This window comes from Mycolicibacterium parafortuitum (assembly GCF_002086815.1).
In the GTDB taxonomy this organism is placed as follows: domain Bacteria; phylum Actinomycetota; class Actinomycetes; order Mycobacteriales; family Mycobacteriaceae; genus Mycobacterium; species Mycobacterium parafortuitum.
Window position 1 is genome coordinate 78,563 of sequence record NZ_MVID01000004.1, and the last position, 22,884, is coordinate 101,446.

21 protein-coding genes are annotated in these 22,884 nt (G+C 68.2%); 11 read left to right on the top strand and 10 right to left on the bottom strand.

Features of this window, described 5'->3' with window-relative positions; all coding sequences use genetic code 11:
• The first annotated feature begins 12 nt into the window (after positions 1 to 12).
• Together BST38_RS06870 and malQ are read left to right on the top strand one after the other, a co-directional pair.
• Positions 13 to 444, top strand: a complete 432-nt coding sequence (locus tag BST38_RS06870; RefSeq protein ID WP_083142526.1) for a nitroreductase family deazaflavin-dependent oxidoreductase — start codon at positions 13 to 15, stop codon at positions 442 to 444.
• A 28-nt stretch (positions 445 to 472) separates the two neighbouring features.
• Positions 473 to 2,458 carry a 4-alpha-glucanotransferase gene (malQ, locus tag BST38_RS06875; protein WP_165761563.1) on the top strand — a complete coding sequence of 662 codons (1,986 nt, stop codon included), beginning with the start codon at positions 473 to 475 and terminating at the stop codon, positions 2,456 to 2,458.
• Here the strand turns inward: malQ and BST38_RS06880 are convergent.
• The gene (locus BST38_RS06880) at positions 2,439 to 4,091 is read right to left on the bottom strand and encodes an ABC-F family ATP-binding cassette domain-containing protein (RefSeq protein WP_083142527.1); all 1,653 of its coding nucleotides are present in this window, start codon (positions 4,089 to 4,091) and stop codon (positions 2,439 to 2,441) included. The two genes, malQ and BST38_RS06880, sit on opposite strands and share 20 nt — an antisense overlap.
• Positions 4,092 to 4,147: 56 nt before the next feature.
• On the opposite strand from BST38_RS06880, the gene BST38_RS06885 reads away from it, so the two are divergent.
• Entirely contained in the window at positions 4,148 to 5,182 is a 1,035-nt protein-coding gene (locus BST38_RS06885) for a fused (3R)-hydroxyacyl-ACP dehydratase subunits HadA/HadB (RefSeq protein WP_083142528.1), read from the top strand.
• A 12-nt stretch (positions 5,183 to 5,194) separates the two neighbouring features.
• On the opposite strand, the gene BST38_RS06890 is transcribed toward BST38_RS06885, so the two are convergent.
• Positions 5,195 to 6,382 carry a cytochrome P450 gene (locus BST38_RS06890; RefSeq protein WP_083142754.1) on the bottom strand — a complete coding sequence of 396 codons (1,188 nt, stop codon included), beginning with the start codon at positions 6,380 to 6,382 and terminating at the stop codon, positions 5,195 to 5,197.
• 107 nt (positions 6,383 to 6,489) lie between these two features.
• Between BST38_RS06890 and BST38_RS06895 the strand changes: the two genes are divergently transcribed.
• Positions 6,490 to 7,284: a TspO-related membrane protein gene (locus BST38_RS06895; protein WP_083142755.1), complete on the top strand. Its 795-nt coding sequence runs from the start codon at positions 6,490 to 6,492 to the stop codon at positions 7,282 to 7,284.
• A 12-nt stretch (positions 7,285 to 7,296) separates the two neighbouring features.
• Positions 7,297 to 7,935 carry a trimeric intracellular cation channel family protein gene (locus BST38_RS06900; protein WP_083142529.1) on the top strand — a complete coding sequence of 213 codons (639 nt, stop codon included), beginning with the start codon at positions 7,297 to 7,299 and terminating at the stop codon, positions 7,933 to 7,935.
• Here BST38_RS06900 and BST38_RS06905 read toward each other — a convergent pair.
• Together BST38_RS06905 and BST38_RS06910 are read right to left on the bottom strand one after the other, a co-directional pair.
• The gene (locus tag BST38_RS06905; protein WP_083142530.1) at positions 7,923 to 8,573 is read right to left on the bottom strand and encodes a biliverdin-producing heme oxygenase; all 651 of its coding nucleotides are present in this window, start codon (positions 8,571 to 8,573) and stop codon (positions 7,923 to 7,925) included. The two genes, BST38_RS06900 and BST38_RS06905, sit on opposite strands and share 13 nt — an antisense overlap.
• A gap of 47 nt (positions 8,574 to 8,620) precedes the next feature.
• Complete coding sequence (locus tag BST38_RS06910; RefSeq protein ID WP_083142756.1) at positions 8,621 to 8,821, bottom strand: zinc-ribbon domain-containing protein; 201 nt, start codon at positions 8,819 to 8,821, stop codon at positions 8,621 to 8,623.
• A gap of 163 nt (positions 8,822 to 8,984) precedes the next feature.
• Here BST38_RS06910 and BST38_RS06915 point away from each other — a divergent pair, with 163 nt between their 5' ends.
• From BST38_RS06915 to BST38_RS06930, 4 genes are all read left to right on the top strand, one after another.
• Positions 8,985 to 10,832 carry an FAD-binding oxidoreductase gene (locus tag BST38_RS06915; protein WP_083142757.1) on the top strand — a complete coding sequence of 616 codons (1,848 nt, stop codon included), beginning with the start codon at positions 8,985 to 8,987 and terminating at the stop codon, positions 10,830 to 10,832.
• A 147-nt stretch (positions 10,833 to 10,979) separates the two neighbouring features.
• Complete coding sequence (locus BST38_RS06920) at positions 10,980 to 11,855, top strand: polyphosphate polymerase domain-containing protein (protein ID WP_083142531.1); 876 nt, start codon at positions 10,980 to 10,982, stop codon at positions 11,853 to 11,855.
• Positions 11,856 to 11,904: 49 nt separating this feature from the next.
• Complete coding sequence (locus BST38_RS06925; RefSeq protein ID WP_083142532.1) at positions 11,905 to 12,582, top strand: DUF4956 domain-containing protein; 678 nt, start codon at positions 11,905 to 11,907, stop codon at positions 12,580 to 12,582.
• Positions 12,582 to 14,030, top strand: coding sequence for a CotH kinase family protein (locus BST38_RS06930; RefSeq protein WP_083142533.1), 1,449 nt, complete (start codon positions 12,582 to 12,584; stop codon positions 14,028 to 14,030). Before BST38_RS06925 ends, BST38_RS06930 begins: the two co-directional genes overlap by 1 nt.
• Here the strand turns inward: BST38_RS06930 and BST38_RS06935 are convergent.
• The gene (locus BST38_RS06935) at positions 14,027 to 16,933 is read right to left on the bottom strand and encodes an MMPL/RND family transporter (RefSeq protein WP_083142534.1); all 2,907 of its coding nucleotides are present in this window, start codon (positions 16,931 to 16,933) and stop codon (positions 14,027 to 14,029) included. The two genes, BST38_RS06930 and BST38_RS06935, sit on opposite strands and share 4 nt — an antisense overlap.
• Entirely contained in the window at positions 16,930 to 17,355 is a 426-nt protein-coding gene (locus BST38_RS06940; protein ID WP_083142535.1) for an MmpS family transport accessory protein, read from the bottom strand. The genes BST38_RS06935 and BST38_RS06940 overlap by 4 nt, the downstream gene beginning before the upstream one ends.
• 144 nt (positions 17,356 to 17,499) lie before the next feature.
• Here BST38_RS06940 and BST38_RS06945 point away from each other — a divergent pair, with 144 nt between their 5' ends.
• A complete protein-coding gene (locus tag BST38_RS06945) occupies positions 17,500 to 18,189 on the top strand; it encodes a TetR/AcrR family transcriptional regulator (RefSeq protein ID WP_083142536.1) in 690 nt (229 codons plus the stop codon).
• Between the two features lie 3 nt (positions 18,190 to 18,192).
• Here BST38_RS06945 and BST38_RS06950 read toward each other — a convergent pair whose 3' ends face one another.
• The 3 genes from BST38_RS06950 to BST38_RS06960 are packed head-to-tail and all read right to left on the bottom strand — an operon-like array spanning position 18,193 to position 20,523.
• Positions 18,193 to 19,047 (bottom strand): SDR family NAD(P)-dependent oxidoreductase, encoded by an 855-nt coding sequence (locus BST38_RS06950; protein ID WP_083142537.1) that lies wholly within the window; start codon positions 19,045 to 19,047, stop codon positions 18,193 to 18,195.
• Entirely contained in the window at positions 19,037 to 19,252 is a 216-nt protein-coding gene (locus tag BST38_RS06955) for a ferredoxin (protein WP_083142538.1), read from the bottom strand. Before BST38_RS06955 ends, BST38_RS06950 begins: the two co-directional genes overlap by 11 nt.
• Positions 19,252 to 20,523 carry a cytochrome P450 gene (locus tag BST38_RS06960; RefSeq protein WP_083142758.1) on the bottom strand — a complete coding sequence of 424 codons (1,272 nt, stop codon included), beginning with the start codon at positions 20,521 to 20,523 and terminating at the stop codon, positions 19,252 to 19,254. Before BST38_RS06960 ends, BST38_RS06955 begins: the two co-directional genes overlap by 1 nt.
• A gap of 126 nt (positions 20,524 to 20,649) precedes the next feature.
• Between BST38_RS06960 and BST38_RS06965 the strand changes: the two genes are divergently transcribed.
• Positions 20,650 to 21,267, top strand: coding sequence for a TetR/AcrR family transcriptional regulator (locus BST38_RS06965; protein WP_083142539.1), 618 nt, complete (start codon positions 20,650 to 20,652; stop codon positions 21,265 to 21,267).
• 3 nt (positions 21,268 to 21,270) lie between these two features.
• Here BST38_RS06965 and BST38_RS06970 read toward each other — a convergent pair whose 3' ends face one another.
• Positions 21,271 to 22,872, bottom strand: a complete 1,602-nt coding sequence (locus BST38_RS06970) for an FMN-binding glutamate synthase family protein (protein WP_083142540.1) — start codon at positions 22,870 to 22,872, stop codon at positions 21,271 to 21,273.
• Positions 22,873 to 22,884: the final 12 nt, after the last annotated feature.

Here is a 22,884-nt window from a genome sequence, read left to right on the forward strand (position 1 = left end):
GTTGGAGACGAGATGAGTGAGAACGCAGAGCTGAGCCCCACCGACTGGGTACGCGAGCAGACCCAGCGAATCCTTGAGCAGGGCACCACCGACGGGGTCGAGATCCTCGACCGGCCGGTCGTGCTGTTCACGACCCTCGGCGCGAAGTCCGGCAAGAAGCGCTACGTGCCGTTGATGCGGGTCGAGGAGAACGGCAGCTACGCGATGGTGGCCTCCAAGGGCGGCGACCCGAAGCACCCGAGCTGGTATCACAACGTGAAGGCCAACCCGTCGGTGACGGTTCAGGACGGCACCCAGGTCTTCGAGGGCACCGCCCGCGAGCTCGAGGGCGACGAGCGTGCGCACTGGTGGGACCTCGCCGTCGCGGCGTATCCGCCCTACGCCGAGTACCAGACCAAGACGTCGCGCCAGATCCCCGTCTTCATCGTCGAGCCCGCGGGTTGACGAGTCTCCGCGCGGGTATAGCCGCGCGGTGACCCCGACTCCGAAACCGGTCCCCGAGGACCTCCGCGCGCTGGCGGCCGCCCACGGGGTGGCCACCTCGTACCGCAACGAACGCCGCGAACCCGTCGACGTCGACGCCGACGTGGTGATCAAGGTGCTCGGACTGCTGGAGGTCGAGGCCGCCACCGCGGCCCACCGCCGCGCCGAACTGGCCCGGCTGGCCGAGCGGGACCGGGCCGGGGTCCTTCCGCCGACCGTCGCGCGGCGGGTGACCGGCCGCCCGCAGCCGCTGCCCGGCGCCGCGCTGCTGGTCGGCGAGGACGGCAGCCGCACCGAGGTGCGCGACGAACTTCCCGCCGAACTGGCCCCGGGCTGGTACCGGATGCACACCCGCGACGGGCAGGAGGTCACCCTCGTCGCCGCGCCGCCGACGGTGCCCGCCGCCCCCACGACGTGGGGATGGATGCTGCAGCTCTACGCCCTGCGCTCGTCGGACTCATGGGGCATCGGCGACCTGCGCGACCTGCGGGAGTTCGTCGAATGGACCGCCACCGAGCACGGCGCGGGAGCGGTACTGCTCAATCCGCTGCACGCACCCGGACCGACGCACCCTGTGCAGCCGTCGCCCTACACCCCGTCCAGCCGGCGGTTCGCCAACCCGCTGGCCCTGCGCATCGAGGACATCGACGCCTACCGTCGCACCGACCCCGACGTCCGCGCCGAGGTGGACGCGCTGCGGGTCTCGGCGAGCACCCCACGGATCGACCACGATCTGGTCTGGGCGGCCAAACGGGCTGCGCTGGAGCTGCTCTGGCGCTCCGAGGGCAGACCCGACCCGTTGGGCGACCCCGGCGCGCCCGCGGCGCTGCGCGATTGGGCCACCTACTGTGCGCTCGCCGAACGGCACGGGGGCCGATGGTCGCGCTGGCCCGAGGCCCTGCGTGATGTCGGCGGTCCCGCGGTCGCTCAGGCACGCCGGGAATTGGCGCCGCGCATGGCATTTCACGCATGGGTGCAGACGCAGTGCGCCGGCCAGCTCGCCGCGGTGCGCACCGCGGCGCGCGACGCGGGAATGCCGCTGGGCGTACTGCACGACCTCGCCGTCGGGGTCGACGCCGACGGCGCGGACGCCTGGGCACTGGCCGATGTGCTCGCCGCCGGGGTGAGCGTCGGAGCGCCGCCGGACAACTTCACCCCGCGCGGTCAGGACTGGGGGTTGCCGCCATGGCGCCCGGACCGGTTGGCCGCCACCGGATACGCCGCACTCCGGGACATGCTGCAGGCCGTGCTGGCGCACGCCGACGGGCTGCGCATCGACCACGTCGCCGGGCTGTGGCGGCTGTGGTGGATCCCGCCCGGCGACGGACCGGACCGCGGCGCCTACGTGCACTACGACGCCGAAACCATGCTCGCCGTACTGGCTTTGGAGGCACACCGGGCCGGTGCGACCGTGGTCGGCGAGGATCTGGGCACCGTCGAACCGGAAGTCACCCGGGCGCTGGCCGACAACGAGATGCTCGGGTGCGCGGTGGCCTGGTTCACTCGCGATCTGGACGACCCCGGCGAACCGTTGCTCACCCCCCGGCGCTGGCCGGAGCGGGCCGCGGCGAGCCTGTCGACCCACGATCTGCCCACGGCGGCAGGGTTTCTGCGCAGTGAGCACGTCCTGGTCCGCGCCGATCTCGGCCTGCTCGACGATGTGCCCGCCGAGCAGGCCAACGCCGACAAGGAGCACGGTGAGTGGCTGCAGCTGTTGCGGTCCGAGGGTCTGCTGCCCGACGACGGCACCCCGGTGGACGACGCCGCGGTCATCACCGCGATGCACCGGCTGCTGGCCACCACCGCGAGCCGGCTCAAGTTGATCTCGCCCTATGACGTCCTCGCCGAGCCGCGGCAGCCGAATCTTCCCGGCACGGTGGACGAATACCCGAACTGGCGGCTCCCGCTGCCGTCGAGCCTCGAAGAGCTCAAGGCCGACCCGCGGGTCGCCGAGATCACGGCGTTGTTTCGCTGACCCGGCCGCCGTCCACCCGCCAGCGGCGGTCCAGCCGGACGTTCTGCAGCATCCGCCGGTCGTGGGACACCAGCAGCAGGGCGCCGTCGTAGCTTTCCAGCGCCTGCTCGAGTTGCTCGATGGCCGGCAGATCGAGATGGTTGGTGGGCTCGTCGAGGACCAGCACGTTGGTGCCGCGCGCCTGAAGCAGCGCCATCCCGGCGCGGGTGCGTTCTCCGGGTGAGAGGTCGTCGACGGCGCGTTCGACGTGGTCGGAGCCGAGCCCGAACTTGGCCAGCAGGGTGCGCACCTCGGCGGTGCTCCAGGACGGAACCCGCTGTTCGAATGCGTCGACGAGCCGCTGCGGCCCGGCGAATTCCGCTCGGGCCTGGTCGATCTCGCCGATCTCGACGCTGGCACCCAGACTCGCCCGTCCGTCATCGGGCGCCTGCCTGCCCAGCAGCAGCCGCAGCAGCGTCGACTTCCCCGCGCCGTTGGGTCCGGTGATGCCGATCCGCTCACCGGCATCGACCTGCAGCGTGACCGGGCCGAGAACGAAGCCGCGCTGCCGTACCACCGCGTTGTCCAGCGTCGCGACCACCGAGCTCGACCTCGGCGCGGCGCCGATGGTGAACTGCAGCTGCCATTCCTTGCGCGGCTCCTCGACTTCCTCCAACCGCGCGATCCGGCTCTCCATCTGGCGCACCTTCTGCGCCTGCTTCTCACTGGACTCGGTCGCGGCGCGGCGGCGGATCTTGTCGTTGTCGGGCGCCTTGCGGATCGCGTTGCGCACCCCGTGGCTGGACCACTCGCGCTGAACCCGCGCCCGATTCACCAGATCGGCCTTCTTCTCGGCGAATTCCTCGTACTGCTCGCGCCGGTGCCTGCGGTTGACGGCGCGCTCTTCGAGGTAGCTTTCGTACCCGCCGCCGTAGACCGTCGTGGTGTGCTGGGCCAGGTCCAGTTCCAGCACCCGGGTCACGGTGCGCGCCAGGAACTCTCGATCGTGGCTGACCAGCACCACCCCGCTGCGCAGCTCGCCGATGAGGCGCTCGAGCCGGTCCAGCCCGTCGAGGTCGAGGTCGTTGGTGGGCTCGTCGAGAAGCACCAGGTCGAAGCGCGAGAGCATCAGCGCGGCCAGCCCGACCCGTGCGGCCTGCCCGCCGGACAAGGCGGTCATCATCGTCGAGTCCGGCCGCACCGTGTCCGTGTCGAGCCCGAGGTCGGCCAGGACCGCAGGCATCCGCTCGTCCAGATCGGCCGCGCCGGTGGCCAGCCAGTGATCGAGGGCCACCGAATAGTCGTCCGCGCCCTGTTCGGATTCGGCGAGCGCGGCCGCGGCGGCGTCCATCGCCCGGGTGGCCGCCGCGCATCCGCTGCGCCGCGCGATGTACGCGGCGACCGTCTCGCCGGGCACCCGCTCGTGTTCCTGCGGCAACCACCCGACGAACGCGTCGGCCGGGGCCACACTGACCGTGCCCTCAAGCGGCTCGAGGTCGCCGGCGAGAATGCGCAGCAGGGTGCTCTTGCCTGCGCCGTTCGCCCCGACGACACCGACGACATCGCCGGGGGCGACCGTCAGGTCGACACCGGCGAACAGGGTGCGGTGGGCGTACCCGCCTGCGACGTCCTTCGCGACGAGCGTTGCTGTCATGCCCCCATCGTCGCACCGTGGTGTCCGGCCTCCGGCGCGCGCGTTAGTGTGCTTCGGTGACCGCACCAGCAGAATCGTCGCCGCTCGAGGCCCGCGTCGGCCACTACTACCAGATGGCCGGCACCTACCTCGTCGGCCGCGAGAAGCTGCGGGAATACGCCCGCGCGGTGCAGGACTACCACCCCGCGCACTGGGATGTCGCCGCGGCCGAGGCGCTCGGCTACAGCGATGTGATCGCGCCTCTGACCTTCACTTCCGCTCCCGGCATGCAGTGCAACCGGCGGATGTTCGAGGAGATCGTCGTCGGCTACGACACGTACCTGCAGACCGAGGAGGTCTTCGAGCAGCACCGGCCGATCGTGGCCGGTGACGAGCTGGTGATCGACGTCGAGCTCACCTCGGTGCGCCGCACGGCGGGGCGTGACTTCATCACCGTGACCAACACGTTCACCGACATCTCCTCGGGTGAGCGGGTGCACACCCTGCACACCACTGTGGTCGGCGTGACCGCCGAGGACATCGACGCCGGGGTCAAGGTCGCAGTGCAGAACGCGATGATGCACGACATGAACATCCTCGACATCGGCGGCTCCGACGCGCTCTACAGCAAGGAAGAGCGCCCCGAGGGTGAGATCCGCATCTCCGACGGCGGGCTGACCCGCACCCCGGGGACGGCGTCGTTCGAGGACGTCGCGGTCGGCGACCCGCTACCCACCCATCACACCCGGCTGTCGCGTGGCGACCTGGTCAACTACGCGGGCGTCGCCGGCGACGCGAACCCGATCCACTGGGACGAGGAGATCGCGAAACTGGCCGGGCTGCCGGACGTGATCGCGCACGGGATGCTGACGATGGGGCTCGGCGCCGGATTCGTCTCCTCATGGTCGGGCGACCCGGGTGCGGTGACCCGCTACACCATCCGGCTGTCCCAGCCGGCGATCGTGTCGGCCAAAGAGGGTGCCGACATCGAGTACACCGGCAAGGTGAAGTCACTCGATCCCGAGACGCGCAGTGGCGTCCTGCTGGTGGGCGCGAAGTCGGCGGGCAGGAAGATCTTCGGCCTCGCCACCGTGAACATGCGCTTCCGCTGACCTCGGCCGGCGTCAGCCCAGCACGGCGGGCATCGCGTCCCAGCCGCGGACGGTCGCGGTCCGCGACCGCAGCGCGCCGGCGATGTCGATGTCCCACTTCGGGAATCGGGTCAGCACCTCGTCCAGCGCGATGCGGCCCTCCAACCGGGCCAGCGGTGCGCCGACGCAGAAGTGCGCGCCGCGCCCGAAGGTCAGGTGACCGCCGGGCTTGCGCCGGATGTCGAACTCGTCCGGGTTGTCGAAGTGCCGTTCGTCCCGGTTCGCTGAGGCCAGCATCATCAGCAGCGCGCTGCCGGCCGGGATGACGCGGTCCTGAAACGTCACGTCGTCGGTCGCGACGTAGCGTGCGACGTGCGGACCGGGCGGCTCGAAGCGCAGCAGTTCCTCGATCGCACCGGGGATCAGCGACCGGTCGGTGACGAGTTCGGCGCGCTGGTCGGGGTGTTCGGCCAGCACCTTGCCCATCCAGCCGAACAACCGTCCGGTGGTCTCCACGCCTGCGCCGGCGACCACCGCCAGGAAGATGGTCAGCTCCTGTTTGGTCAGCTTGCGGGTGGTTCCGGTCTCGTCCTCGAATTCGACCGCGAGCAGTTCGGTGATGAGGTCGTCGGACGGGTTCTTCTCGCGCCAGGCGATGTACTCGCCGAACATCTCGCCGGTGAAGTAGCGGTCCTTGTCGATCTCCATCGGCTTGCCCGCTTCGTTGCGCAGTACCTCGTTGGCATGCGCGCGTACCGCGGGCTGTTCCGAGTCCGGGATGCCGGCCAACATCCCGATGGTCTTCATCGGCAGTTCGGCGCCGAGGTCCCGCACGAAGTCGAACCGGTCCGCGCCGACCAGCGGATCCAGGCAGGCCACGCAGAAGGCCCGCACCTTGTCCTCGATCGCGCGCATCCGCTTCGGTGTGAAGGCCCGCGCGACGATGGCCCGGTGAATGGTGTGCACCGGTGGGTCCTCGTTGATGAAGACGCCGGGCGGGATCACCGGATCGGTCAGCACCACCTCAAGGATGTCGCCCTTGGCCGAGCTCAGCCGCGCGGTGTCCTTGAGCGCCGCGTCGACATCGGGGTAGCGGCTGATGCCCCAGAAGTTGTGCCGCTCATTGAAATACACCGGGGCTTCGTCGCGCAGGCGCCGGTACGTCGGGTACGGGTCGAGGTCGATCTCGACGTCCCAGGGGTCGTAGTACAGCTCGCTCACCTTCACACCTCCGGCTCGGTGTCGGCAGCATAGCCGAGCCGCTGTACATTCGTATAGCAATCGGCTGGCGCGGTTCACGCGCGCCCAGAGCGGGCATGCAGCAGGTCATGGCCGAACCCACCGTCGAGAGCCGTCCGACGTCAACGTTCCTGCTGTCGGCTGCCGTCAGCCTCGCCACCGCGGCCACGCTGGTGGTCAACTATCTGGCCAACGGCCTGCCGATCAACGGGCAGACCACCGGCGAGGTGACCCGGCGCTTCGAGGTGTTCTTCGTCCCGGCCGGATATGTGTTCTCGATCTGGAGCGTCATCTACCTCGGGCTGTTCGCCTACACCGTGTACGTGGGCCTGGCCCTGGCCCGGCGCCGGGCCGACAGCGGCGCCGCCCGCGCGATCGCACCCTGGTATCTGCTCACCGCGGCGGCGAACTGCACGTGGCTGCTGGCCTGGCACCACAACCTCTTCCCGCTGAGCATGGTCCTGATGGCCGTGCTGCTGGGTGCGCTGATCGTCATCTACCGGATCCAGGCCGCCCGGCCGGCGACCTCGGCGCTGGAACGGTGGTCGGTGCACATCCCGTTCCGGGTGTATCTGGGCTGGATCTCGGTGGCCACCATCGCCAACGCGACGATCACCCTCGACGACGCGGGCTGGTCGGGCTTCGGCCTGAGTGAACCGGCCTGGGGTGTGATCATGGTGCTCGTGGCCGCCGGTCTGGGCGTGACGATGGGGCTGCGGCACGGCGACATCGCCTATCTGCTGGTGCTCATCTGGGCGCTGATCGGCATCGCGGTCCGGCTGCACGACACCACCCCGGTCCTGGTCGCGTCGCTCGGCGGGGCCGCCGCACTCGCCGTGACGGCGGTTCTGGCCGCACGGTCCCGGCCCGCAGCACAGACGTGATAGGCACGACGGGTGAGTGCCCAACCTCCGCTGCTGCTCGCGCTCGATCTGATCGGCACGTTCGTGTTCGGGCTGAACGGCGCTCTGACGGCCGTGCGCGCCACCCGGTTGGACGTGGTCGGGGTGGTCACCCTCGGCATGATGACGGCACTCGGCGGCGGCGTGATCCGCGACGTCCTGATCGGTGCGGTCCCGCCTGCGACGTTTCAGCTCTGGTACTACTTCGCACTCGCTCTCGGCGGCGGGTTGATCGCGTTCGCGTTGAGCCGCAAGCTGCACCGCCTGGAGATGCCGATCACGGTGCTCGACGCGGTCGGGCTCAGCGTGTTCGCGGTGATGGGCGCGGGTAAGGCGGTCGAGTACGGCCTCGGGGTCGGGCCTGCGGTGCTGCTCGGCGTGATCACCGCGGTCGGCGGCGGCACCATCCGCGACCTGATGATCGGGCAGGTTCCGACCGTCCTGCGCAGTGAGCTCTATGCGATACCCGCGCTGGTGGCTGCGACGCTGACCGTCGCGGCGATGGGGATCGGCATCTACGGTCTGTCCGCCGCACTGGTGGCCGCATCGGCCTGCTTCGTGATCCGGATGGTCGGCGTGCACTTCAACCTCAACGCCCCCGAACCTCCGGGCAGCAGGGATCAGCGCCGGTAATCCGGCAGCGCCGCGGCCAGTTCGTCGAATACCGCCTGATTCAGCGCGAAGGCCGTCTTCACCTCGGCCACCACGCGTTCGGTCTCACCGGCGTTCAGACCGATCCGGTCAAGCCGGTCGCGGTAATCGTCCTTGTACGGCTTGACGCGCACCGGGAAACGGTAGAACGCCAGACCCGCACCCGCGAGCTCGAACTCGCGATCCAGGATCCGGCCCATCGCCTGGCCGCCGGACAGGTCCCCGAGGTAGCGGGTGTAGTGGTGGGCGACCAGCGCACCGCCCCAACATGATTCGCCGATCCGCTCCCGATAGCGTTGCGCGGCAGGTGAATCGACATGGTGGTCGGTGCCGGGCGCCCAGTGGCGCAGGTCCGCGTCGATAGCCGGCACGCGCTCCAGTCGCGGATCGTAGACCGCGGCGACCAGCGGATCGTCACGATGCGTCCGGATCGCGTCTTCGAGAGCCTGGTAGATCACCCGCAGCCGAAGCAGGTATGCGGTGTAGCCGCGCGCATCGACGCGGCCGGCGAGCAACTCGGTCACGAACGGCGATTGCTCGGCGGCTTCGTGCTCGGCCGCGGAGCCTTCCCGGATCGCGACGGACAGCGGCCGCAGAGCTTCGGCGGTACTGGGTCGCATGGCGCAAGCCTAGCCAACGGTGCTCAATGGCGTCAGCCCGAGCGCTCCTAGGCGACGGCGGTGCCGCAGATCCCGCACACCTCGAACTGCCGGCGGCCCCACCGTGCGACCGGAACGAAGAACACGCTCAGCTGTTTGAACTCCCGCATCCGGTTCCACTGCGTGGTGTTGTGACACCGGGGGCAGGTCCTGACCTGGCCCGCGCCGAGGTACTTCTGCTTGGTGCCGTAACCGAAGAAGAGCAACACCTCTTCCACACTAGAGAGTTCCGGCTGGCACCCATGCCGTTCGCCAGGTAGCGGTCCCCCGTGTTGGTGGGCAGCACCGCAGACATCGACCGCCGGGGACGCGAAGGTACTTCACAACAGATATCCCGCACGATACCTCGCCATCCCCGAAGGAGTGGTCGACATGACTTCCCACATCGCCCCCGTCACCGAGCGGTTCGCGGCAGCGGTCGCCGAGCACGCCGAGATCGTCACCGACACTGCGGTTCTCACCGACCGAGGCCATGATTTCTGGGGTGTGGGTGGGGTCGCGGAGCTGATGGTGCGTCCGCACTCCGGTGGCGATGTGGCCCCGATTCTGGCGTTGGCGTCGCAGTTCGGGGTGGCGGTGGTGCCGCGTGGTGGGGCGTCGAACTGCTCGGGGGGGATGATGCCGTCGGCCAGCCGGGTGCTGCTGGATCTGTCGGGGCTGAATCGGATTCTCGACATCGATCCCGAGCACCGACGCGCCCGTGTCGAGCCCGGGGTGGTGAACTCGGTGTTGCAGGACGCGTTGGCGCCGTACGGCTTGTGTTTCTCCCCGGATCCGGTCTCCGCGCATCTGGCCACCGTGGGCGGCAACATCATCGAGAACGCCGGCGGCCCGCACGCACTGAAGTACGGCGTGACCTACAACCACATCCTGTCCGTCGACGTGGCCCTGCCCAACGGCGACACCGTCACATTGCGCGCCGACGACGACGGCCCGGACCTGCTGGGCGTGCTGATCGGCTCGGAGGGCACGCTCGGCGTGATCACCGCGGCCACCGTCGCGCTGCGCCCGATCGCACAGGTCACGCACAGCCTGATGGGCGCGTTCGGGACGGCCCGCTGCGCGGCCGACACCATCGCCGAGATCATCGCCACCGGGGTGGTGCCCGCCGCCGTGGAGTGGCTCGACCGGGCCGGAATCGCCGGCCTGCAACAGTTCTACGACACCGGCTATCCGCTGGACGCGGACTCGATCGTGCTGATCGACGTCGACGGCACCGCCGAGGAGGTCGCCCGCGACCAGGCCATCGTGGAACGGGTGCTGCGCGCCCGCGCCACCGAGGTCCGCATCGCCGAGGACGAGCAGGACCGCGCGGCGCTCTGGTACGGCCGGCTGCACGCCCCGGATTCGGTGGTGCAAAGCGGGAAGGGCTTCTTCATCGGTGACGTCACCGTCCCGCGGGACCGGATTCCCGAGATGCAGGAAGCCATCCAGGCCACCGCGGCCCGGCACGCCGACGGGTTGTTGTTCATCGCGGTGTGCGGGCATGCCGGCGACGGGGATCTGCACCCGACGACGTTCTACGACAAAGCCAACCCGCTGGCCGCCTCGTCTCTGGAGGCGGCCAACAACGAGATCATCGCCGCCGCCCTGGCCCTGGGCGGCACCATCACCGGCGAACACGGTGTCGGCACCGAGAAGATCGCGTTCATGACCCAGCGCTTCACCCCGGTCGAGATCGCCGCGCAACGGGCCATCAAAGCGGCGTTCGACCCGGCCGGGATCCTCAACCCCGGAGTGATGCTGCCCGAGCCGTCTCCGGAGGAGCCCGACACCAGCGTGTTCGGCGCCGCCGTGCAGGCCGCGCTCACCGGCGGGCCGCACCCCGATCCCGATGCCGCGCTGACCACCGGCACCCGCACCGACATCGCGGTCAACCTCGGCAACCTCAGCCTGGTCGTGGGTGCCGACGCCACCGTCGCCGACCTCAACCAGCACCTGGCCGACCACGGCGTCACCTGTGCCGCGGTCCCCACCACCGGACAGCACCGCACCATCGGCGAAGTCGTCGCCACCGCCGCCGGTGACGAGCGGGCCGGGATCCGCCATGCCCTGCTGGGCGCCGAGGTCACCGTCACCGGGACCGCCACCCCCGCCCGCTTCGGCGCCGAAACCATGAAGGACGTCGCCGGCTACGACACCAAACGCCTCTACATCGGCGCCCACGGCGCCTACGGCCCGCTGACCACACTCATCTTCAAGATCACCGTCACACCTTGACGGTGATGCGAAATGCGTCCTCCGCCATAGCTTGTCCTCGATGGGACACCTGTCACATGCACATACCTCTCACAGCCGGCGCATAGCTTCAAGTGCTTAGCTTGGGTAACGATCAGCGGCGGTGACGAAAGGGGGACGGGTCTCCACATGGGCGTTTTCGACAGGTTCCGGCGCAGCCCCGCGGATACCGCGTACGACGAACCCGAAGACATTCCCACCCAGCCCACGGGGTACCAGCAGACCGCGAGCCGCCTCCACGCGTTCAACCGCTACGAGATCAAATACCTGCTCGACGAGGCGAAGGTACCGGCGCTGCGCGACGAGCTCGCGGGCCACATGGACTCGGATCCGTATTCGCCGCACGGCGGTTATCCGGTGACGTCGCTGTACTACGACACCCCCGATCTGCGTTTCTACTGGGAGAAGATCGAGGGCCTACGCTTCCGCCGCAAGCTGCGGATGCGTCTGTACGGCAACGCGTCCGAGTGCACCGACGCCACGGCGGTTCAGGTCGAGATCAAGCAGCGCGTGAACCGGGTCACGCAGAAACGCCGGTTGGCCATGCCGTACGGCGCCGCTCGCCGGTGGCTCGACCACCGAGAGCCGGTTGCCCACGCACCGGCAGAGCGCCCGTTCGTCGAGGAGGTCACCACGCTGGTCGGCAATCTGGATCTGCGCCCGATCGTCACCACCGGCTACCTGCGGGAGGCGTTCGTCGGCCGGGATGCCGACCTTGGCCTGCGCGTGACGATCGACCACAAGGTGCACGGCCGTGACCGCGACTTCGGATTCGCGTCCGGCGCCCAGAATCGGTTCATCATCCCGCCGCACCTGGCGATCGTGGAGATCAAGGCCAACGAGCGGGTGCCGTACTGGGTCACCGATCTCACGGCGCGCAGCGATATGTCGGTGGTCCGGATCTCCAAGTACTGCCAGTCGGTTCAGGCGTTCGGCCTCGCGCCGCGTTCCCGCTACGGCGCCCCCGAACTCGCCGACCACGAGCCCGTCGCCGTTCTCCCCTGAGTTCCCTCCTGATTCACCCCGCTCACGCGATACCTGCGAAAGATCGAGAATGACCATCAATCTGCAAGACCTCAGCGGCACCTTCACCGTGTTCGACGTGATCGCCTCGCTGGCACTGTCATTCGTGCTGGCGGCGATTATCGGCTGGGTCTACCGATACACCCACAAGAACGTCTCCTACAGCCAGTCCTACGTGCAGACCCTCGTGATGGTCTGCATGGTGATCTCGGTGATCATGCTCGTGGTCGGCTCGAATATCGCGCGTGCGTTCGCCCTGGTCGGCGCCCTGTCGGTGATCCGGTTCCGCAACGCCATCAAGGAGACGCGTGACGTCGGTTTCATCTTCCTGGCCATGGCGATCGGGATGACGACCGGCACCCGTTTCTACGTGCTGGCCGTCGCCGCGACCGTGGTGATCTGCCTGGTGCTGGTGATCATGTACCGCTTCAACTGGTTCAAGCTCGACGTGCAGCGCCAGGTGGTCAAGGTGCAGGTGCCGCCGGAGCCGGAGTACACCGCCCGTGTCGAGGACGTCCTGATCGCGCACTGCAGCGAGTTCGAGCTGGTGTCCACCGAATCCGCCCGATCCGGGGCACTGACCGAGCTGTACTACACCGCGCGGCTCAAGAAGGGCCGCAAGGCCGGCGAGCTGATCTCGGCCCTCAGCGCGGTGAACTCCGGACAGCGGGTCACGGTGCTGACCGGGTACGACCAGACCGACATCTGATGGCCACCCCGGCCGCAGCGCCGCCGCCGAAACGGCGTCTGGCACACCGTGTTCCGATCCGGTTGCGCCAGCACTGGAAGCTGCTCACGGTGCTGGCCGCCGTCGCGGTGGGTTTGTCGGCAGCGTTCGGTCAGACCATGATCCGGCCGTACATCACCGGCGACATCTCGGTGGTGACCTCGGCGATCACCGAGGACATCGCCGGCACCGTCGACCTGTTCGACACGACTGTCGCGCATACGGTCTCGATCGACATCTCACCCGCCGAGTACGCGGACATGATCTCGGCGTACGAGAAGGACGGCGCCAAGAAGTGGGTGAACGCCGACCTCGTCATCGACGGTACGGCCATCCCCGACGCGGCGGTGCGGCTGAAGGGCAACTCCACCCTGATGGCGCTGCGCGGTGGCTTTCCGCCCGGCAAGCCCGATGCGCCCGGGCCCGGCGCTGCGTCGTTCAGTCAGTTCATGGGCGGGGTCGGCGCAGCCGACGCCGACGACCCCACCAGCCTGCCGTTGTTGATCAGTTTCGACGAGAACGCCGACGGGCGCGGCTATCAGGGCATGACGGAACTGTCGGTGCGGCCGGGCACCCCGGTGCTCAACGAAGCTCTGGCGCTGTCGCTGACGGCGGCCACGGGCCAGCCCACCCAGCGGTACGGATATGCGACGTACACGATCAACGGGCAGACCACCACACGGCTTCTTCTCGAGCATCCCGACGAGGGATACGCGCAGAGCCTGTTCGACTCGGACGGCTATCTGTACAAGGCCGACGCCAGTTCGGCCCTGGAGTTCGCCGGCACCGACCAGTCCGTATACGCCGAGAAGTTCAAGCAGCTCAACTCTTCCGACAACGGCACTCTGGCGCCGGTGATCAACTTCCTGCAGTGGCTCGACCGCGCCGACACCGAGGAGTTCGACGCACACCTGGCCGACTGGGTGGACGTCGACTCGTTCGCACGCTACGTCGCCACCCAGAATCTGTTGGTCAACGCCGACGACATGGCGGGCCCCGGCCAGAACTACTACCTCTGGTATGACCTGAAAACCCGGAAACTGTCCGTGATCTCGTGGGATCTGAACCTCGCGATGACCGGCGAGGCCACCATCGGGCCCGACGACGCCGTGCGGCTGCCCCCGCCCCCGTCGGGGATGCCCGCACCGCCGACCGGCATGTTCGGCAGCAAGGGCCCCAAGATCGGCAACCCGCTCCGGGATCGCTTCCTGGCGTCGCAGAGGTTCACCGCGCTCTATCACGACGCGTATTGGCAGCTCTACGACCAGATGTACGCCGATGGGCGCGCGCACGCGCTGCTCGACGAGATCGCCGCCACCGTGCCGGTCACCGACGGGCTCAGCACAGCCGACCTCGCGGAAAAGGTCGCCTCGATGCACACCTGGATCGACCAGCGCACCGCCGCGCTCGACGAACTCCGCGCTGGCTAGCCGATCCGCTGCGGCCACGGGCTGGGCACCGGGCGCGGCCGGACCCGCTGCGGCCACCAGAACCAGCGGCCCAGCAGCGACGCGATCGACGGGGTCATCAGCGAGCGCACCACCAGCGTGTCGAACAGCAGACCGAGGCCGATCGTGGTGCCCACCTGACCGATGATGACCAGCTTGCTCACCGCCATCGACATCATCGTGAACGCGAACACCAGACCCGCGGCGGTCACCACCGAACCGGTCCCGACCATCGAACGCAGGATTCCGGTGTTGATGCCGGCGTGCACCTCCTCCTTCATCCGGGAGACCAGCAGCAGGTTGTAGTCCGCGCCGACGGCGAGCAACACGATCACCGACATCGGCAGCACCATCCAGTGCAGCGGGATGCCGACGATGTGCTGCCACAACAGAACCGACAGACCGAACGACGCGGCCAGGCTCAGCACCACGGTGCCGACGATCACGGCGGCCGCGGCGACGGCCCGGGTGAGCACCATCATGATGATGAAGATCAGGATCAGCGCGGCGACCGCGACGATCAGCAGGTCGTAGTCCGCACCCTGCTGCAGGTCGGCGTAGGTCGCCGCGCTGCCGCCCAGATAGATCGCCGAGCCCTCCCACGGGGTGCCCTTGATCGCGTCGGCGGCGGCGACCTTGAGCGGCTCGATCCGCGAAATGCCCTCGGGGGTCAGCGGATCGCCCTGATGGGTGATCGTGAAACGGACCGCCTTGCCGTCCGGGGAGATGAAGTTGTCCATGCCGTCGAGGAAGTCGGCGTTGGTGAACGCCTCCGGCGGCAGGTAGAACGAGTCGTCGTTGAGCGCCGCGTCGAACGCATCGCCCATCGCGGTCATGTCCTCCTGCAGCGACATCGCGAGGTCCTGCTGCGCTTTCTGAGACGCGTACTGGTTCAACAGGATCTGCTTCTGGTGCTTCATCGAGTCGATCTGGGCCGGCATCACCGCGACCATCTTCGGCATCAGCTCGGCCATCCGGCGCATTTCCGGTACCAGTTCCTGGAAGTCGTCGGACATGGTGTTCAGGCCGTCGAGCGCGTCGAACACCGACCGCAGCGACCAGCAGATCGGGATGTTGAAGCAGTGCGGTTCCCAGTACAGGTAGTTGCGGATCGGACGCATCATGTCGTCGAAGTCCGCCAGATGATCACGCACCTCGGACATGTCGTCGGACGTATTGGCCATCTTGTCGGCCATCGACGCCGACACCGCGGCCAGATCCTGCTGAATGCTCATCATCTCGGTCATCGCGTCGATGCTGACCTGCAGATCGTCGGCCTGGGCGAGCATGTTCTCCAGATTGTTCTGGGTGTAGTCGTTGCTCATGATCTGCAGCGTGCCGCTCTGGCCGATCGTGTACGGGATCGTCGAGTGCTCGATCGGCTTGCCGTCCGGGCGGGTGATGGTCTGCACCTGGGCGATACCGTGCACGCGGACAAGGGCTTTGGCGATCTTGTCGATCACCAGGAAGTCGGCCGGGTTGCGCAGGTCGTGGTCGGTCTCGATCAGCAGCAGGTCCGGATTCATCTTGGCCTGCGTGAAATGCCGGTCCGATGCCGCGTATCCGACGTTCGCCGGGACACTGTCGGGCAGGTAGATCCGGTCGTTGTAGGTGGTGTGGTAGCCGGGCAGCGCCAGCAGGCCGACCAGCGCGGCGACGATGGCGCACACCAGGATCGCGCCCGGCCAGCGCACGGTGGTGGTACCGACCTTGTGCCACAGCCGGGACTGGCCCGTCTGTTTCGGCTCCAGCACGTTGCCGAACCGGGTGCACACCGAGATCAGCGCCGGGCCGAGTGTCAGCGCCGACGCGATCACCATCACCATGCCGACGGCCAGCGGCAGTCCCATGGTCTGGAAGTACGGCAACCGGGTGAAGTACAGGCAGCACGCGGCGCCGGCGATGGTCAGGCCTGACGCCAACACCACATGCGCGGTGCCGTGAAACATGTCGTAGTAGGCGCTTTCGCGGTCCTTACCCTTACGTCGGGCCTCGTGGTAGCGGCCGATCAGGAAGATCGCGTAGTCGGTCGCCGCGGCGATGGCGAGGGTGACCAGCATGTTGATCGCGAACGTGGTCAGGCCGAAGACGTGGTGGTATCCCAGCACGGCGACGATGCCGCGCGAGGACAGCAGCCCGGCGACCACCAGCACCATCACGATGCCCGTCGTCACCACCGACCGGTAGACGATCAGCAGCATGATGATGATCACGGCGAAGGTGACCGCCTCGATCATCTTCATGCTGGCGTCGCCGACGGCGGTCTGATCGGCGCTCAGCGCCGACGGGCCCGTCACGTATACGTGCAGACCGTCGGGAGCGTCTGCGTCCGAGGCTATTTCGCGCACTCTTTGCACGGACTCGTTGGCCAGCGCCTCGCCCTGCTCGCCGGCGATGTAGACCTGCACGTAGGCGGCCTTGTTGTCGACGCTCTGCGCGCCGGTGGTGGTCAGCGAGTCACCCCAGAAGTCCTGGACATGCTCGACGTGCTCGGTGTCGGCCGCCAGCCGGGCGACCATGTCGTCGTAGAACGCGTGCGCCTCGGTGCCCAGCGGCTCGTCGCCCTCCAGCACTATCATCACCGAACTCGACGTGGTGTACTCGCCGAACACCTCGCCGACGCGTTTGGTCGCGATCTTCGACGGGGCGTCGGCGGGGCTCATCGAGACCGCGCGCATCTTGCCGACCTCGTCGAGCTGCGGCACCACGGTGTTGAGCACGGCGATGATGGCGACCCAGGCCAGGATGATCGGGATCGCAAAGGCCCGCAGGAACCGCGGCACCAGCGGTCGGCGCTCCTCGGCGCGGTGCCGCGGCTTCGGGATCGGGTTGGTGGGCGCCGCGTCGCGGTCCTCGTCGCGGTCCTCGTCGACGGTGGCGCTCATGCGGACTTCACCAGGCAGTAGGTCTCGGCATTCATACCGGTTGCGGTCCTTTCGTCCTTGACCTCGCCGTCGACCGTGATCCGGCAGGTGATGCTGTCGCCGTCGCCCTGCGCGAGCATGTTGACGTTGGCCGCGGCCGCCGTGGTGGTCAGCGTGATCGACCAGGGCAGGCCGGTGTCGACCGCGCGCTGCGGTTTGCCGTCGAGGTCCAGGTAGTTGATGACGGCGGTGCCGCCGGTACCGAACACCTCGTAGACCACGACCTTCGGGTCGGTGTCCTCGGCGATCCCCGCCCCGACCGGGGTGACGACCACCGGGTTGGAGCCGAACACCAGGCGCAGGTTGCTGACCGTGAAGGCCCCCGCGGCGATCGCGCAGACAATCACGACGGGCAGCCAGAACCGCCGCAACACCTTGGTCATGAACGTGGCCTTTCGGCGTCGGGAACGGCCTCCGGGCGCGGCCGAAAAATTCTCGTCCGACAACCTAACGAATTAAGTGGATAGATTCAATCCGAATGGATAGAGTTGATCCGCTTGCTGAATCGCTTGGCTAGACTTGGCCACGTGGAATCCCCGGCCGCGATCGAGCGCCCGTTGCGCAAGGACGCCGAGCGCAACCGGCAGCGCATCCTGGCCGCGGCCCGCGACCTGTTCGCGACCCGCGGTCTCGAACCCCACCTCAACGACATCGCCCACCACGCAGGCGTGGGCGTCGGCACCATCTACCGCAGGTTCGCCAGCAAGGAGGACCTGCTCGAGGCGCTGTTCGACGACGCCATGCACCAACTCGCCGACTACGCCGAAGAGGCGCTGCGCTTCCCGGATTCGTGGGAGGGGTTCTCGTGGTTCATGGAGCGGATGTGCGAGCTGACGGCGACCGACCGCGGGATGCGTGAGATCGCGTTCAGCAAGGCCTATGGCGGCGAGCGGGTGTGCGCGGCGCGGGACCGGTTGAAGCCTCTGCTCGGGCAGCTCGTCGAACGCGCGCAGGCCGACGGTCACGTGCGCCGCGACCTGTCCCCCACCGATATGCCGCTGTTCGGGCTGCTGTCCGGAACCGTCAGTGAGTTCACCAGGAATGTGGACCCCACGCTGTGGCGCCGCTACGTCGCACTGCTGCTCGACGGCATCCGCCGCCGCGACGACCAGGACCGGTTGCCGGTGGAAGCCCTCGACAGCGACGGACTGGAACGCGCGATGGACACCTGGGAACCCGCCGGGCCCGGCGACGGCAGGGCCCGGCCCGCTCCGTAAGGGTCAGCGCACCAGGGTGGCGCCACCGTCGAGGCGGATCTGCTGTCCGGTCATGAACCGGGACTCGTCGGAGAGCAGATACAGTGCGGCATAAGCCGATTCCCACACGGTGCCGCGGCCCATCTTGAGCTTGACCACGTCCTTGTGCTTTTCGGCCGCCTCCTCGGCGTCCATCCCGAACAGCGACTGCGAATCCCGGTTGGCCAGCACGGAGTTGATGGGCCCGAGCATCAGCGTGTTGGCCCGGATGCCGGCCTCGGCGAACTGCACCGCGGTCAGTTCGGTGATCTGGTTGACCCCGCACTTGCCCAGCGCGTAAGGCATGATGCCGATGTTGAGGCCCAGTTCGTTCTTGACGCTGGCGATCGACGAGATATTGACGATGCTGCCGGCGGTGTCGCCGTCGTTGCGTTCCATGCACTGCGCGGCAAAGAGATTGCAGTGGTAGCAGCCCAGCATATTGACGTTGATACCGCGGTTGAAGTTCTCCACGGTCATCGAGTTGGTCTCGAAGTCGAACGGCGGATTGGTCGCGACGCTGTAGACCATGCCGTCGACGCGGCCGCTGGTCTGCATCGCGGTGTCGAAGATCCGTCGGCAGTCGTCCTTGTCGGCGACGTCGGCTTCGACGGCGTAGGCGCGGCCGCCCTCGGCGAGAATCATCTCGACGGTCTCCTTCACCGCCGCCGGATTCAGGTCCACCGCAACCACTTCGGCGCCGTGACGGGCCGCGAGCAGGGAGATGGCGCGCCCGTTGCCCATACCCGGCCCGGGACTCTGGCCGGCGCCGACCACGACGACGACCTTGCCGGTCAGGTCGAACGCCCTGCGGTCCTTGCGGTCGAAGTCAGTGGACATGGTTCTCCTCGGAAACGTCGGTGATGTGGATGGCATGTTCGGGGCAGTTGTCGGCCGCATCCCGGACCGATGTCGCCAGATCGGCTGGTACGTCGGCGATCGTCACCTCGGCGTAGCCGCCGTCGGCGATGGTGAACACCGTCGGGCAGATCGCGGCGCATACTCCGTGGCCACGGCAGATGTCGTCGTCGAGCGTGACTCTCATCAGCGCACCGCCACGTGCAGTTCGGTGAGCCCGCGCAGGATGTAGGTGGGCACGTAGTCGAAGCGCCGTTCCTGGCGGGGCCCGTGCGCCGCGTCGTCGATCGCGATCTCGGTGGTGCGCTCGAGCAGTCGCTGGATCAGGACCCGGCCCTCGGCACGGGCCAGCGGCGCGCCGATGCAGCTGTGCACGCCACGCCCGAATCCGATGTGGCGCCGGGCATTGGCCCTGTCGGGATCGAAGGTGTCGGGGTTCTCGAAGATCCGGGGATCGCGGTTGGCGGCGCCGAAGTGGACCATCAGGGTGGCGCCTGCGGGCACGTCGACTCCGCCGACGGTGGTGGTCGCCCGCGCGAGCCGGAAGTCGCCCTTGATAGGGCTTTCGAACCGCAGTGTCTCTTCGACGAAGTTCGGGATGTCGCCCGGGGTGCGGCGCATCCGCTCCTGCAGTCCGGAGTTCTCGGCCAGCAGCTTCAGTCCCGATGACAGCAGCCGCACGGTCGTCTCCTGTCCCGCGGAGAACAGATTCGCCGCGACGCGGACGACATCGATGACCTCCGGTGTGGAACCGTCCGGGAACGTGGCGAGCGCCATCTCGGTCATCACGTCGCCGCGCGGCGCCTCACGGCGCTGCGCGATGTACTCGGCGAACCGCGCGTAGAGATACTCCAGCGGGGAGTGCGCCATGGCGGTCTGGCCATCGGCGCTGCCCAGCGCGACGTCACCGGTCAGTTCCGCGGCGAGCTCGGCATGGTCGTCCTCGGGCACACCGAGCAGATCGGCGATCACCAGCAGCGCGAACGGCGTGGCCACGGCGCGGATGAATTCCCCACCGCCACCGGCCAGATACGGGTCGAGGACCCGATCGGCCAGGCGCCACATGAACTCCTCGTTCTCCTTCAGGCGCTTCGGCGTGATCAGACGCGACAGCAAAGACCTGTGCGCGGTGTGCTTGGGCGGGTCGAACGACGGAAGCTGGTCGCTGAACGGCAGCGAGTCGCGGTGCGCCTCGATCAGCGCGCGGACCTCCGCGTCGTCGCGGCCCTCCAGCGGGACCGGGAAACCGGCCATGAATCCCGTCGTCGAGGTGCACGACGAGAACGTCTCCGGATCCCCCACGACGGTCAGCACCTCGTCGTAACCGGTGACCACCAGGACGTCGTGGACAGGTTCGCGCAGCACGGGGCTGATCTCCCGCATCCGGCGCAGCACCGGGTACGGGTCCGCGATCATCTCCTCGCCGTGGAAGAAGTCGAGGGCTTCCAGGGTCGTCACGCGCACTCCTTAGCCTGCTGGCTGACCAGTCGTACAGTCACTTACTGACCAAACGTACAGCAGTTTCCTGTACGACTGGTCAGCTAAAGTGGGCAATGTCAGCGAGTCGACAGAGAGGATGTCCGTGTGAGCAGGACCTCGCCGCAGCCGGGTGGACCCACCCGGCAACGCCTGATCGACGTCGCCATCGAGCTGTTCCAGCGCCACAGCGTCGCCGGGACGTCGCTGCAGATGATCTCCGACGAGCTCGGCCTGACGAAATCCGCCATCTATCACCACTTCCGGACCCGCGACGAGCTGTTGAGCGCGGTGATGGAACCGCTCATCGCCGAGGTGGAAGCACTGGTCGAGGCAGCGGAGTCCCGCCGCGGCGCCCGCGCCCGCGCCGATCACCTGCTCGTCGGGTACGCGACGTTGGCAGCGTCGCACCGGGAGGTCGTCGCGCTGCTCACCGGTGATCCCGGCGTCGTCGCGCTGCTGCGCACCCGCCAGGAGTGGGCCGATATCGTGGCCCGCCAGCTGCGACTGTTCGCCGATGTGGAGCCGGGCCTGGGCGGCCAGGTCAAGGCCGCGGTCGTGATGTCGGGCATCGCATCGGCGGCGGGCGTGGACTACAAAGGCGACTACAACGACGACGGCAATAGCGACGGCGGGGGCGACTTCGACGAGGCGGCGCTGCGCGATGAGCTGATCGCCGCCGGCCGGCGCACGCTCGGACTGCGCGCCCCGCACGGTGGTGGCTGAGCGCTACTCCGTCGCCTGATTCGGCTCCGTCGCGACTTTCACCGGTGCGTGCTCGACCACCTCGAAGGTGCCCGGCATGTTGTCGTAGCAGCGCATGCATTCGTTGATGTCGGCGACGATGTGCGCGCCGGGGATACCCCAGCCCGGCTGGTAGCCGTAGACCTCGGCCAGCGGCCGGTGCCCTCGATCGCCGTCGAGGATCTCCACGTGCTCGGGCCCCAGCAGCGCCGGGTGGCGCACGCCGGCCGCCTCCGAGACCTTCACCAGGTCGCGCCGCAGCGTCAGGACGTAGTTGGCCATCCGGTGCGACTTCTGTTCGGGATCCAGACCTCGTGCCAGCCAGGGATTCTGGGTGGCGACGCCGGTCGGGCAGTGGTCGGTGTGGCATTTCTGCGCCTGGATGCACCCGATGGCCAGCATCGCCTCGCGGGCGACGTTGATCAGGTCGACCCCGAGCGCGAACGCGACGATCGCGTTGGCGGGCAGACCGAGTTTGCCCGCCCCGATCCACGTGATCCGGTCGGTCAGCTCACGCTGGGCGAACAACCCGTACACCTGCGCAAAGCCGGTCCGGAACGGGAACGACACGTTGTCTTCGAACACCAGCGGGGCGGCACCGGTGCCACCCTCGCCGCCGTCGATCGTGACGAAGTCGACGCCGCGCTGCCCGTCGGCCATCCGGTCGGCCAGCGTCTCCCAGAAGCCCATCTCTCCTACCGCGGACTTGATCCCGACCGGCAGCCCGGTGGCGTCCGCGATTTTCTCGACGATGTCGAGCATCTCGTCGACGTCACGGAACGCGGTGTGCCGCGACGGACTGACCACGTCCTTGCCCTGCTGCACTCCGCGGATTCGGGCGATCTCGGCGTTCACCTTCGCACCCGGGAGATGGCCGCCCAGACCGGGTTTGGCACCCTGGCTCAACTTGATCTCGATCGCGCGCACCGGGGCCGAGCCGACGACATCGACGAGCCGGTCCAGGTCGAATCGGCCGTGCTCGTCGCGGCAGCCGAAGTAGCCGGTGCCGATCTGGAACACCAGATCACCCCCGCAGCGATGGTGATCGGACAGCCCGCCCTCGCCGGTGTTGTGCCAGAAGTTCGCGATCTTGGCGCCCTTGTTGATGGCCTCGATCGCCTGCGGGCTCAGCGAGCCGAACGACATCGCCGACACGTTGACCACCGACGCGGGCCGGAACGCGTGCCTGCGGCCGCGCGGGCCGCCGAGGATCTTGGCGCCCGGCACCTCCAGATCGCCGCCGTGGATCGGCGACGCGGCGGCGACGTCGGAGAACGTCGCGTGCTTGATGATCGGGTAGCTGTTGTTCTCGATGTCGTTGTCGGTGCCGAACGCGAAGTAGTTGTTCTCCTTCTTCGCCGACGTGTACACCCAGCGGCGCTGATCGCGGCTGAACGGCCGCTCGGCGTCGTTGCTGGTGATGATGTACTGGCGCAGCTCCGGACCGATGGCCTCCAGCAGGTATCTCGCCCGCGCGAGGACCGGGAAGTTCCGGCGCAGCGCGTGCTCTTTCTGCAACAGGTCCTGCAGCGCGATGCCGGCCACCGCCGCGGCCGGAGCCAGCGCGGCGAACGTCCGCTTCTTCATACCGCCACACTG